Source organism: Streptomyces sp. NBC_00247 (genome assembly GCF_036188265.1).
Classification (GTDB): Bacteria; Actinomycetota; Actinomycetes; order Streptomycetales; family Streptomycetaceae; genus Streptomyces.
In genome coordinates, this window is record NZ_CP108093.1 from 1,213,553 (window position 1) to 1,226,254 (window position 12,702).

At 70.5% G+C, this 12,702-nt stretch carries 9 protein-coding genes; 1 reads left to right on the plus strand and 8 read right to left on the minus strand.

From position 1 onward, the window contains the following. Positions 1-133: 133 nt before the first annotated feature. From OHT52_RS04850 to OHT52_RS04880, 7 genes are all read right to left on the minus strand, one after another. The gene (locus tag OHT52_RS04850; RefSeq protein WP_328718887.1) at positions 134-2,176 is read right to left on the minus strand and encodes an Hsp70 family protein; all 2,043 of its coding nucleotides are present in this window, start codon (positions 2,174-2,176) and stop codon (positions 134-136) included. Beyond that, complete coding sequence (locus OHT52_RS04855) at positions 2,173-2,775, minus strand: hypothetical protein (RefSeq protein ID WP_328718888.1); 603 nt, start codon at positions 2,773-2,775, stop codon at positions 2,173-2,175. Before OHT52_RS04855 ends, OHT52_RS04850 begins: the two co-directional genes overlap by 4 nt. After that, entirely contained in the window at positions 2,775-4,487 is a 1,713-nt protein-coding gene (locus tag OHT52_RS04860) for a hypothetical protein (RefSeq protein ID WP_328718889.1), read from the minus strand. The genes OHT52_RS04855 and OHT52_RS04860 overlap by 1 nt, the downstream gene beginning before the upstream one ends. A gap of 123 nt (positions 4,488-4,610) precedes the next feature. Beyond that, on the minus strand, positions 4,611-7,289 hold the full coding sequence (locus OHT52_RS04865; protein ID WP_328718890.1) for a HelD family protein: 2,679 nt from the start codon (positions 7,287-7,289) through the stop codon (positions 4,611-4,613). 132 nt (positions 7,290-7,421) lie between these two features. Beyond that, a complete protein-coding gene (locus OHT52_RS04870) occupies positions 7,422-9,566 on the minus strand; it encodes an NACHT domain-containing protein (protein ID WP_328718891.1) in 2,145 nt (714 codons plus the stop codon). Beyond that, positions 9,563-10,009, minus strand: a complete 447-nt coding sequence (locus OHT52_RS04875) for a hypothetical protein (protein WP_328718892.1) — start codon at positions 10,007-10,009, stop codon at positions 9,563-9,565. The genes OHT52_RS04870 and OHT52_RS04875 overlap by 4 nt, the downstream gene beginning before the upstream one ends. 171 nt (positions 10,010-10,180) lie before the next feature. Next, positions 10,181-10,699: an ATP-binding protein gene (locus OHT52_RS04880; RefSeq protein WP_328718893.1), complete on the minus strand. Its 519-nt coding sequence runs from the start codon at positions 10,697-10,699 to the stop codon at positions 10,181-10,183. Positions 10,700-10,835: 136 nt separating this feature from the next. On the opposite strand from OHT52_RS04880, the gene OHT52_RS04885 reads away from it, so the two are divergent. Then, entirely contained in the window at positions 10,836-11,417 is a 582-nt protein-coding gene (locus OHT52_RS04885; RefSeq protein WP_328718894.1) for a hypothetical protein, read from the plus strand. A 47-nt stretch (positions 11,418-11,464) separates the two neighbouring features. Here OHT52_RS04885 and OHT52_RS04890 read toward each other — a convergent pair whose 3' ends face one another. Beyond that, entirely contained in the window at positions 11,465-12,571 is a 1,107-nt protein-coding gene (locus OHT52_RS04890) for a MarR family transcriptional regulator (RefSeq protein WP_328718895.1), read from the minus strand. Positions 12,572-12,702: the final 131 nt, after the last annotated feature.

Consider the following 12,702-nt stretch of genomic DNA (forward strand, 5'->3'; position numbering starts at 1 on the left):
AGAACACCCCCGGCCCGCGGGGCCGGCCTTGCGCGGCGCAGGGGGTCGACGGTGGGCGCCGTCGTGTTCGCGGACGCCTACCACGCACGTGTTCGCACCTGGCCTGCCGGGTGACGTTCTTCCCCCGTGGCCCTCAGCCTCGCGGGCGCGGGGCCACGCAGATGCGTTCGGTGAAGAACCATCCCCCCTTGGAGGCGGTGGCGCCCAGGACTCGTCCCTTCTCCCGCAGCCACGGGTAACGTGCCTGCAGCTCCGCGAAGTTGTCGTTCGTCACGATCATCGCGCCGGAGTCGTCCGCGATGGCCGCCACGAGAGCGTCCCCCTTGCCCTCGGTCCCGGCAGGCGGCTGGATGATGTCGCCCTTGCTGAGGGCGGCCGTCACCGCTTCCCGTTCGGCATCCGCGACCCTGTGCCGGAACGTGGCGTCGACCACGACGTGGATGTCGGCGTCGGGATACTTCTTGGCCAGCGCCGCCCTCGCGGCCTGGAGTTGCGGAAAGCTCGGGCGGTCGTCCTCTCCGTAGACCCCGGGGCGGGCGGGTGAGCGGCCGATCCAGGCGAGGTTGGAGCCGTCCACGACCAGCGTGTGCGGGCCGCCCCCGCCCGAGGACGGCTGCGCCGTGGCCACGGGAGCGGGGCGGACGCCGCTGGACGGGAGAGTTGAACCGAGCGGGTCCGGACTCGGGTTGGCCTTCAGCAGCCTGTCCAGCTCCTCCCGGACTTCGGGCGTCGGGCCACCGGAGCCGAAGCTTTCGACCTCCTGGTCGACCACGACTTCGCCGGTGTGTTCCAGGATCGCCTTGACGTGGAGCAGCCCGTTCGAGTCGTACGTGTACTCCAGGTCGAAGCGTGACTCGTCCCGGGCCCGCGGCGTGGGGTACGTGAGGGTGAGCTCGGTGAGCTGGACGTTGTCGGGGTGCTCGAGTTCCTTGTCGGGGTCGCCTTCCCAGATCTCCACGGACAGCTTCCGCGCCTGGTCCTTCTGCGGTGTGTAACTCTTCCGCTCCTTCCAGGGCAGCGGGGAGTTCCTGGGAATGATCTGACTGAACCGCCGGCGTCCCGAGGAGTCCTTGACCATCGTGCCGAGCGCGTGGCTGGTGGCGACCTGGACGACCCCCTCGGTCTCGCCGGCGAGCACCGCGGCGGCGATCGACGCGCCCCGCGCCACCGCCGTCATCGGGTCGCACAGTTCAGTGGGCACGGGCTCCATCTGGAGTGCCTCGGCCACCGCGCTCCGCACGCTGGGGATCTGGCTCGTACCACCGATCATGAGGATCTCGTCCACGTCGAGCGGAGCCATGTGCAGGTCGCGCAGACACCTCTCGACCGGACCGAGCGCCCGGTCGACCAGGTCGCCGATCGCCTCCTCCAGCTCACCCTGGTGGATCTCGACGCCCACGCCGTCAGGGGTGATCACCGTGACGGACGGCTGGGAGGAGAGCAGAATCTTGTTCCGTTCCACGTCGAGGCGGAACTGCCTCTCCTGCGCGGGAGTCCAGTGCCTGCGCGCGGGCGCGCGTTCGAGGACGAGATCCCGCAGCCGCCGGTCGATTTCCAGACCGCCGAGTTCCGTCACCCCGCGGGACGCGCGCTCCTCGAAGAACCCGTCGGAGTAGTCGAGCACGGTCACGTCGATGGTGCCACCGCCCCAGTCGAAGACCAGGATCTGGGAGTCCTCCCTGAAGTCGTGGACGTACGAGATGGCCGCGGCGGTCGGCTCGTTGAGCAAGGCCTGGACTTCGATGCCGGCGAACCGCGCGGCTGCCCTGGTCCGGTAGCGGGCCGCGCCCGTCGCGTTGGCGGGCACGGTGATGACGGCCCGGTCGATGTCCGTGAGGTTGTGGCGGGCTCCGTCCCGCATCGCGGTGAAGACGCCCGCCGCGACGGTGGTCGCCGCGAAACGCCTGCCCTGGATGTTCACGTACTCGTCGCTCTTGAGGAGGCGCTTGCACGCTTCCGCCGCTTCCTCCGAGCGGAGTTTGGCCTCCCAGCCGAAGAGCGGGCCGCGCCGCAGCGAACTGACGCCCACGACCGAGGGGAACAGCTGCTCGAAGCCAGGGCGACGCCAGTCCGCGTCGATGTGATGGGCGTCGAGCGGCAGCACCTCGGCGTCGTCGCCCTGCCACTGGGCCACGACCGAGTTGGTCGTGCCGAAGTCGATTCCTGTCGAGCTCACTTCGCCTCGCCTTCCGGCCTGCCCACCGCGACGTCATGGTCGTGCTCCGGCGGAACCCTGCGCCCCGGGAGACGGCGCAGCTGTCCGGCGAGGAGCAGCTTCCCCGTCGCCTGGTCGACGTAGGCGGGCCGGATCAGTTCAAAGCTCTCGCCCTCGCCCTCGACGACGACGAAGAGCTCCTGCTCACCGGCGTCCTCGACCACGCGGACGCCCATGTCGACGAGCGAGGAGCGAACGGCCCGGCGAATGGCCTTCGCCCCCTGCTCGGGGCTGCAGGCCAGCAGGTCGGTCTCGACCAGCCGGGCGACGTGTTCGTCCCTCGTCCGGAATGCTTCCAGCACCCCCTGCCGCAGTGCGGCGCTGACGGCGGCGGGCGCGGGGTGGGCGTCCTGCGGAAGCTGCGCGATCAACTCGGCGGCGCGTTCGGTGAACCGGGCGAGAAGCTGCGCCGGGTGGAGGAGTTCTTCGGGCCTCAGCGTCCGCAGCTTCATGTCGGCCGCGAACTCCCGATTCTCCTTGCGGTGAAGACGCCCCGTGGGCTTCTTGGACCTGCCGACCGCCTTGGGATCGGTTTTGCGGCCTGGAGACTGGCTGTTCATCACATCGTCCTGTGGTCGTGATCGGGGCGCCGGGGCGCGGTCAGCAGGGTGGGAAGGAGGCCGGCGACGGCCCGGTCACGGACTGCCGTGAGATCCACCGCCGCCCCGGGCTCCGTCCGGCGCGGCATGGCGGACGTGGGCGGCGCCAGGGACCTGGTTCGCACCGTCGGGATGCGCAGGGAGTCGGGGTCGAGCGGCAGGACGAAGAAGTCGGACCAGTCCTCGGAGCGTTCGGCCTGCTCGATACGGCGCTTCGCCCAGTTGGCCTCCGCGGCGAGGTCGAGGTCGCCCCGGTCGGCTCGCCTGCGTTCTCGCCACTGGTGCTTCCAGTGCTCACTCTTGTTCGGCAGCCCGAGAACCAGGTAGGGATTGGCCGGCTGTTCCCGGTCGTTGCGTCTGGTCGCACGCCGGCGTTCCAGCAGAGCGAGGTTGTTCTCGACCCGCCGGTCGGTCTGCGCCGCGCGCGCGAGCGAGGCGTACGCCCGGTCGAGGTCGTCGGCGAGCAGCGCGAGATAGGCGAACATGTTCAGCGCCTCGGCCGACTTCTCCTGGTCGACGAGCTTGTCCACCTGCGCCTGGGCCTTCTTGTACTCGCCCTGACAGATGAGGTCGTAGGCATGGCGAAGTGCGACGAGGGCGTAGAAGGGGCCGCGCGCCGGGTTGATCGCAGCCTTGGGCTCCCACAGGGAAGCCATCAGTCGCCAGAGTCCGCGGTCGGCGGTCATCTCCGGCTCCCACGATCCGGTCACGGCGCCCTCCCGCACCTTGCGCAGGCGCAGCACCAGTTCGCGGGGGAGCAGAGTTTCGAGTTCCTTGAGGACGTCCGTCTCGCCGTCCGTGACGCGCAGGAGCAGGTCGTAGAGGCTGCCGGGCTCGGGCTGGAAGGGCTCGCCCGCCAGAAACGCTTCCCGATCGCCGGGCTCGTCCCAGCCGAGCGAGCGGGCGAGCGCGGCGTCGGTCTCCTCCGGTGCGAGTCTGGCCAGCAGGTATCCCTGTTCGCCGGGATCGGCGCGCAGCGTCCAGGGCTGTTGACCACTCTCCAGCACCCCGGCTTCGATGAGATCGTCGAGCACTCCGAGGGGCGCCCACGCGAGGACCGATCCCACCTGCTGGGCGGTCAGTTCGTCCAGGCTCTGCCGGGTGAGGGCCTGCTGAAGGACGAAGGCCCCGTCAGGGTCGGGCCCCGCTTGGGGCGGATCGCCCGCGGCGAGGTCCTCCTCCTCCACTCCGCCGACGACGGCTTTGAGGCGCGTCTCACCGGCGGGGGTGAGCCACGGGAGGCCGGCTTCGTGAACGACGAGAAGCACCTCGGCGGTCTGTCTGACGGCCCGGTCGGGCTCGGCGGCTTCGAGCAGCGCCTTGACCGCCGGGAGCAGCTGAGGTGTCGGCCGTCCGTCCAGACACTCCCGGATGGTGTCGGTGCCCCAGCGAAGCGACTCCTCCTGGGCGTTCGTGGACTCCAGCAGCCCCCGCAGCACGTCCTCGACGCGCGCCACCGCTTCGGCACCGAAGACCCCGGCCCGGCGCCACTTCCGCAGGGCGAATCCGTCGACCGCGTCCCCGTCTCCGGTCGCCGCCACCGAGCGCCGGACGGCGCGCCGTGCTCGCCATGCCTCGACCATCTCGGCGCGTGTCATCGAGTCCGCGAGCGGCCGGCCCCCCACCTCGAACACACTGCCGGACCGATCGGCGGTCGTGCCCTCGTTCCCCATGCGACTTTGCCCGTCTTCCGTATTCACACACCCTCGACATATTTTGGCAGATCTTCACTCAATCCTTGCAGGGTCCGGCTATCTGCCCGGCCCGCACCGATCCGTACCTCGGGCGGTCCCCCGTCACGGTGCGATGTGTCGCGCCCCCGGGCCCGCCCACGAGCCACCGCCGTCGCGCCAGGCAAGCAGCACACTGAAGGCACCGTCCGCCGCGTCGACCACCCAGGGGTCCACCGGGCCGCCTCCCAGCACGACGACGAGGAACTCCGCTTGGCCCTCCGGACGCAGATAGGACACCTCCATGAGGTGGAGGGCGGATTCCCGCACAGCCCTGTATCCGCTCTCCTGGCCGCTGAGTACGTCGAAGAGCACGGTGCCGTCGGCCCTGGTGCACCACGCGTCGACGAAAGCGTCTTCTCCGACCTCGGACGTACTCTCGTAGAGGTCGGCGAGCAGGCGGTGCCGGAGCGCTTCGTGGAACTGGTCCGTCCTCGCCGCCGACATGCGCGAAGCCAGCGGCTTTCGCAAGTCCTCCTCCACCTCGGCGTAGCGCTCCAACTCCTGCTCCTCCCTGACGACCACCGGTGCCGCGCCGTGCGGCGGCCCGCTCTCCCCGGACGCCGGGGGTGCCGACGCCGGTCTCCGTGACGCGCGGGCGCCATCCACACGGGGGCGCCCGGTCGGAGCGGCCGGCCGGGCGGGAGGACGCAACTGCTCCGGCAGGGGCAGGGCGTGGATCACGGTCAGCGATTGCGTGCACCTCGTGAGCGCGACATAGAGATGTCTGAGCCCGGCGGAATCGTTCCCCACGATCTCGGCCGGTTCCACCACCACGACGTGGTCGAACTCCAGACCCTTGGCCTCTGCCGGGGTCAGTACGGCAGGGCTCTCGGGGGCGTCCGGCCCGAGGGCTCGCGCCATGCGGTCGCGCCATGCGCCGCCCTCCGGCACGATCACACCGATCGATCGCGCTCGTGGTCCGCCGGGCGCGCTCGCGCGTAGCCGCGCGACGGCCCCGGCTGCCTGAAGGACCGGCTCCTGTCCCTCCACCACCGTGACTTCCGTGCCCGTGGTGCGCACCGATTCGGGAACCGCCACGTGCGGCGCGCAGAAGGCGCCCAGCCGGGCGGCGAAATCCATGACCTCTGACGGCACCCGAAACCCCGTCACCAGTTCGGCGACCCGGTAACCGTCCCGCCCCGCGAGCAACTGCCCCACCTCGTCCCAGTCTTGGAAGAGGTGAGGACCGGTGGACTGCGCGAGGTCCCCCAGGATCGTCATCGACCCGCTGGGGCAGCGGCGCGCCAGGGCCCTCGCCTCCATCGGCGTGACGTCCTGCGCCTCGTCGAGAACCAGGTGTCCGTACACCTTCGAGGGGCGCCCAGCCAGAATGTAGTCCAACTCATCCATACAGCTCAGGTCTTCGCGACTCAGCCCGTTCCACGCGCGCGGCGTCCGGGCGCCCGGCCCGGCACCGGAGCTGGACGCGGTGAGCAGGTCCTGTTCCGCAACCGACAGGATGCCCTCGGCGGCTCGGGCGAGGGCGGGGCCACCTGAGTACAGGCTCCGCAGCACCTCCTGGGACGTGAGGACGGGGCAGATCCGCTTGAGGAGCCTCACGACGGGGCGAGTCCTGGCTGTTTCGGCCAGGTAGTCGATGTCCGCCGGACCCGGCAGTGTCGCCACGTACGCGTCGGTCAGATGCTGCGTGATCCGTTGCAGGCAGCGCTCCCGGCGCACTTGATACGCGCTGTCACCGGCCAGCGCGGCCGTGGCGATCTCCGCTATCTCCTTCACGGGGACGACGACTTCTCTGCGATTCAGTTCGAAGGTGAAGACCGGGCCGCCCACCAGCGCGGTCAGACGTTCGACCGAGCTCGTCGTCTCGTGGTCGACCGCTCCGCGCAGTACGGCGGCCATTCGCTGGTGCGCCTTCACCGCGGCCACCGGACGCGGGTCGCGAGGGACAGCGGCAGCCCACAGCGCGGGCAGTTCGAGCAACGAGACGTCGTCGCTGCCGAGTTCGGCCAGGGCGACGCCGACATACTCGAGAAAGGAGCGGTTCGGGCCGATGACGAGGATGTCCTTGGCCGCCCGTAGATCATTGTCCAGCAGCCAGGCCACACGGTGCAGGCCGACGGCGGTCTTGCCCGTGCCAGGGCCGCCCTGGACCACCAGCACGCCCGCAGGCTCGTCCGCCACGAGCCGGAGTTGTTCCCTCTGGATGGTCTCGACCATGTCGTGCATGGCGCCGTCGCGGGCGCGATCAAGCTCTTCGAGAAGAGGGTCGCGCCAGGACGGGTCCCCGGCGGCCGTGTCCTGCGCGACCTCAGTGGTGCGCGCCTCCAGCTCCACCGGTTGTTCGGCCTCGGAGCCGTGAAGATCGAAATAGCGCCTGACGACCCGCTGATCGCAGACTATTTGGCGCAGCAACCGCACCTGTCCCGGGTCCTGTTCGCTGGTCAGCCGCCATTCCACGGCGGCCTTCGAACTCCACGAGATCACGACCGGATTGCGTTGCTCGTCCTGTACCACCCGGCGCCCGACGTAGAACGTCTCACGCCCCTCGTCCCCATCGACATCGGCGCGCATGAAGACAATGGATCTGCCGCCGCCGTCGAGCGACGCCAGTTCGCGCGCCCAGGTCCGCCGGGAGTCGATGGCGTCCTTGCCGCTGGCCGCGGTGTCGAGGCCGCTCAACTCCACAGCCTCCTGCCGAGCCCGTTCCAGGCAGGAGTACGCGTGGTCGACGGCACGTTGTTCGGCGGCCAGTACAGCCGCGCGCCGAGTCTGCTTGGGCATCTCCCCATCCTAGATTCGCGTGGTCGGTGCGCTCCCGGGATCCGCCGAGCAGGAGTCGTTCTCTGTCGGCGCCGCGCGGCGCGCGACCCGTCCACGGGCCCCTTCCGGCCCGTCCGCCGAGCGGAACGGCTCTCACGGCTTCCCGCCCTTCGCCGTGTGTTCGCCCGCCCGGTACGTCTCGGCGAGGCGATCCCTCAGCCGTGCGTGGCGGAACTGGTGGACCGCTCCCGCCTGACGCAGCACCCCACGGGCGCGGGCGTCGGCGAGGAAGGCGTTCATTCTCCAGGGAAGACGTTTCCGCAGGGGAAGCCAGAAGCGGACCAGCACCACCCACCGGCCCCACGCGGTGAGCGTGCCGACCCCGACCGCCACCGCGCTTCCGGCTCCGATTCCGGCGGGGAGGCCGACGTCGAACCCGTTGATCCGCGTGACGACGGTTCCGTATCCGAAGCCGAGGGCCAGGCCCACCGCAGCCATTTGCACGAGCACGATGGTGCGGTTCGTTCGCAACAGGTCCGTCGCGCTCACCGATTCCTCCGGTTTGCTGTCCGTCTCGAACCAGGCCACCAGTGCGAGGACGATCCCGCACCCCAGCCCGATCAGCGAACCGGCCACGAGCCAGTTCCCCATGATCAGGGCGAGCACGAGCCAGGGGACTCCGAGGATCTTGGCGTAGACGGCGACTCCGCCGCCGAATACCAGCCCGAAGACCAGCCCGCCGGCCAACCCGCCGCCGACCCTGAGCAGGAAGCTCTCGCGCGTTCGCTTCCATCTGGCCCCCCTCGGCTCACCCACGAGCCGGATCTGCATGCGGGACGGCCTGAACATGCCGACGGCCTCGATCTTGGACCCGAATCCGTGGAGGAGCCCGAAGGTCGACCCGATTCCCAGCGCGTTCAGGAGCATGGTCAGGAATGCCCCGGGAGGGTTGTTCATCAGGGCGAAGACGATCCCGATCGCCGCCCCCGAGACGAGCCCGCACAGAGCCCCCGAGACGGACATGCGTACGGGCAGGCTCATGGTCGTGCCCAGCCGCCACCACTCGATGTCCTGTGAGCCGACGGGGGGCGCGTCGGAGGTCGGCGCATCGCTCCTCCGGGTCTTCCCTCCTTGTTGCCTCAGGTGTGTGGCGAGGTAACCGAGCCAGTGGCCTGCCCGTTCCGCGCTCCAGCGTCGGCGTTTGGCGATGTGCAGATTCAGGAGGTGGTCGTAGCTCCCCGGGACGAAGGCGTCCAGCAGGCTTTTCTCCAACTCGTCCGGGGAACCGGACTCCGCCAGTTTCAGCAAGTCCTCGGGATCGCCGCCGCCCGCTCGGAACTCCTGGGCCATGGTGAGCATCAGCGGAGAGGTCAGAACGGCGGCGAGCACGTCGGCGGGTTCGCCCGTGCCCGTCCTCGGCCGGTCGAGAACGGAGACCCATGCGGGCGTGCCGCCGAGCCGCTCGTAGCAGTCCTCGAAGGTGAGCGCCATCAGCTCGATCCCGGGGAAGAGCTCGTTCCCCGGCTCGACTGCTTCGAGGGGTTCGGGGCGGCTCGTCAGGAGCAACGGCAGTTCGGTGGCCCTGAGGTGTCTCAGCGCGAGCTTGTGGCGTGCCTCCGCCATCTCGTCGAATCCATCCAAGATCACCAGAACGTGAGCGCCCTTGATCAGCGTGGAGGCCCATGTCCCGTCGAAGGGACCCAGCCTTGCCAGAAAGGGGTGGTCCCGCTCCAGGCGGTCGATCAACCAGTCGGGCAGGGACAGGAGACCGGGGTCCCACGATCCCACACTGAAGATCACCGGCAGCGGCCCCTTGCCGATCCACTCGGGGTCCTCCAGCCTGGCGTGCGCGAAGCGACGGATCAGGACCGACTTTCCCGAACCTGCCCGGCCCAGCACCAGCAGTTGGCTGCGCCTGTTCCGCAGGTAGACAGCAGCCACTTCTTTCAGCGGCCCTGCCGGGTCCCGCTCACAATCGTTCGCCACTGCCGCCGACGTCCCCCGGACGCCCTCACCCTTGCCGGTCACCTCTTCCGGAGCCGCTCGGCAACGGACCGGCAACGGGACCCTGCTCCGCAGCCTCTGCTGCACCTGGTCCTGCTCCAGGTCGGCACGGACCCTGTGCGCGAGGATCTTGAGGGTTTCGTCGAGAGTGACCGGGTGGCGGCTCCGGCGGCGCGGCCCACTGGCACCATGGACGATCGTCACGATGTCGCCGGTGACGATCGTCCCGTGGGCGTCGCCTCCCACGGCAACCGAACGCTCTCCGGCCGAACTCGCGAGGGGGTTCTCGCTCACCGTCGGGGCGCGTCCGCCGTCAGGTCGCCGGTCGAGACGTAACCGGAGACGTTCCCGCCCACGGCGACGGAGCGCTCGCCCTCGGCGTGCACCACCGAGGAGGACGTGGGTTCCGAAAGCATGGCGGAGAGGTCCTCGGCCAATGAGCGGGAATCCGTCAGCGCCGCACGCAGCGCGATCCTCAACTCCGCGAGGCGCAGGGCGCGCATGTCCGAATCCGTGCCCGTCTCCGCGAGGCGTACGACGGCGGTACGTACGGGATCGGCTTCCGCGTCCGCCTCCGGCTCACGCCTCAGGAGCCTGTTGATGAGACGTTGCCCCAGCCGTACGGTCGCGTCGGCGGCCTCGCTCCGGGTCCTGTCGAGAACGCCCAAGCCGTAGGCGACGACCGCGGCTTCCGAGGCCGGCACGATCTGGCCGAGCAGGGCATTGGTGTCGAGCACGGGTGGTCCCCCTACCGCAGTGCGAGTTCGGGCCTCGATGGTAGCCACGCGAGGACGCGCGCAGGACGGTATCGGCTGTCTACGACCACTTCAGGCCAGGCGTGGGGCGGACCCCTGCCACACGGTCCTCAGGGGCCCGGCCACGAGTGGGCGAGCGCAGCGGAAGGCGGCTCAGGCCCGCGCGGGCCGTCGCTCCCGCAGGGGCGGTTCGGGCCGTTGGGCCCGATGGGGCCGCAGGTCCAGTTCGGCCACTACGGTCTTGCCGACGTGCGGGCGGTCGAGGACGTCCCACCGGTCGGCGAGCGACTCCACCAGGAGCATCCCCCGGCCGCTCTCCGCCAGGGGCGGCGTCGCGGGGCGCGGTGCCCCCGGTGCCGGTGGCCGGAGCTCTCCCCGGGCGTCGGAGACCGCGAGGTGCAGGGTGCCGTCGAGGATCTCGGCGGTGACCTCGAAGTCGCGGCCGGGGACCCGGCCGTGCGTGACGGCGTTGGCGGCGAGTTCGGCGACGATCTGGGCGGCGGTGTCGGAATCCGCGCTGCCGTACGACACTCCCCAGGCGGCGAGTTGGTGCAGCACGAGCCTGCGCGCGAGGCGTGCGCCGCGCGGGGTGGAACTGAAGCGCTGGACGAACCCGTCCACCGGAGGAAGCGCTCGACCGGTCGCGGAGGGGGATGCGGACGAAGGTGTCATGCACCCACGATGGTGGCGCGTCGCACCCCTCACCAGCGGCGACGCTCGTACGCAGGACCAGCGTACGCTCGCCACGGATGATCGGTACGCGACTGATCGGGACGCGACGCCGCCGCACCGGGAGGGCCACGAACCCATGTCCGTCGACCGCACACCCGTCGACCAGAAGTCCTGGGAAACGGCGGTACGCCACCTCTACGAGGACTCGTTTCCGTATGACGCCACGGGGCCGCGCCGACACCCCGACTGGATCCTCGACGTCCTCGCGCTGATGGCACGGGTGCCGGACCCCCGTGGCTGGGCCGGTCTCGACGACGAGGCCCGGGCCCCGGAGCGCCAGGCGTCTCCCATGTACCCCTTCCTCGCCCATCCGCCGGAGTACGTCGCGGCGCGGCTGTACGAGATCGACCGGATCAGCGCGGAGAACCTGCTCCTCGCCCTCACGGACGACAGCTGCCGTCTGTCCAGCCTGCGCCGTTTCACGGAGAGCGAGGAGGAGCTACGGGCGATGGTGGGGACGGTCCTCGCGCGCTACGGGGACGGGGCCTCGTACCACACCAACGTCACCAGGCCCGGCCCCGAACGCATACCCGGCAGGCTCGACTTCACGACGCCGGACTGGGGGTACAGCCCGCTGACCGCCTACACGGAGGACTACGGCCTCGTCGTCGTCACGGACACCGAGGTGGGCATGTTCTGGAACTTCGCCGACCACTGACTCACCGGGTGGTGCCGCGTCGGCCGGGTGCGGGCGCCGGGCCGCGTTCAGGGGGTGCGCATCAGGTTGCGGAGTCCGGCGACGAGGGCCGGGACGTCGCGTTCGGCCTGGGCCGGGGCCGACGCCGGGGCGGCGTCCGGGTCGGCGGGTTGCGGTGCCTGGTGGGCGGTGCGGCAGGGGGCGCAGAGGCCGTCCGGGAGTGCTTCGGCGCGGGCGGGGCGCCCGCAGTCGGTGCACTCGACCAGGAGCCCGCGTACCGGAGCGGCGGGGGTGCCCGGCGCCGGGACCGGTGGCGGGGTGGGGGTCGGGGACAGACGGGGCGGCATCTTGTCGGTGAGGCGGCGGCGCACCAGCCCGACGGGTGAGCCGACCTGTTCGGGAAGCCCGGCGGTGAGCGCCGACGTCAGGTACCCGGCGCTGACGCCCCGCGCGAACCAGGCGGCGGCGAGCGGCTCCAGCACCTCGCAGTCCGCAGCCGAGAGCGTCAAGCGAGGGTCTCGGCGCCCCAGTTCGGCCAGGGCCATGTAGGCGGGAGAGGGGCCCGCGACAGCCGGAGGAGCATCGGCGGCCGGAGAAGCGGATTCGGCCGGGGTGCCAGCTTCCGAAGGCGCATCGGCCGGCTGAGGTTGGTCCGGGAGCGCGGGCCGTTCAGGGGCTCCCTCCGCAGTGCGCTGCCGGGGAACCACTGGCACGGGACGCGGTTCGGAACGCGGTTCGGCAGGGTCCGCGAGGGGCTGCTCCGGTGCGGCGCTGGCCTCCGCTTCGAGCCTGGAGGTCCACCACTCGTTGTCCCGCGCGGTGCGGGACCAGAAGGTGAGCGTCACCCACCGGCACGGGCCGTCTCCCCCCACCCGCCTGCGTACGCGCCGCAGATGCCCGGCCACACCCAACGCGCGCAGAGCGGTACCGATGGCCATCTGGCCGTACAGGGGCAGGTCCTTGGCCAGCGACTTGATGTCCATCGAGGCGCCCTCGGGCAAGTGATCGACATAGGCGGCGACGTACCGCTCACGCTCCGGCAGGGACGCGAAATCCCCGGTTCCGGGTGCGACTTGGCCGGAGACGGACTGCTTGCCGTAGCCGGTGTGCGCCCTGCGGTACGGGCGCGAAGCTGCAAGGGCGGGCAGGGCGGAGCTAAAGTGCTGGGTAGCCACGAGATCGTCTTTCTTTTGGGTGCGATCTTTGGTGAGACCCCGACCTGGTGCTCTAACACCGCGTCGGGGTCGATTCGTTGGGGGCACCGTAAGCATGCGTGACTCTCCGCCGCAACTTGCTCACCATAAGT

Bases quoted from the DNA above. Each gene is read 5' to 3' on its own strand.
- OHT52_RS04860 (WP_328718889.1), bottom strand. From the start codon at position 4,487: ATGGGGAACGAGGGCACGACCGCCGATCGGTCCGGCAGTGTGTTCGAG.
- OHT52_RS04855 (WP_328718888.1), bottom strand. From the start codon at position 2,775: ATGAACAGCCAGTCTCCAGGCCGCAAAACCGATCCCAAGGCGGTCGGC.
- OHT52_RS04880 (WP_328718893.1), bottom strand. From the start codon at position 10,699: ATGACACCTTCGTCCGCATCCCCCTCCGCGACCGGTCGAGCGCTTCCT.
- OHT52_RS04885 (WP_328718894.1), top strand. From the start codon at position 10,836: ATGTCCGTCGACCGCACACCCGTCGACCAGAAGTCCTGGGAAACGGCG.
- OHT52_RS04865 (WP_328718890.1), bottom strand. From the start codon at position 7,289: ATGCCCAAGCAGACTCGGCGCGCGGCTGTACTGGCCGCCGAACAACGT.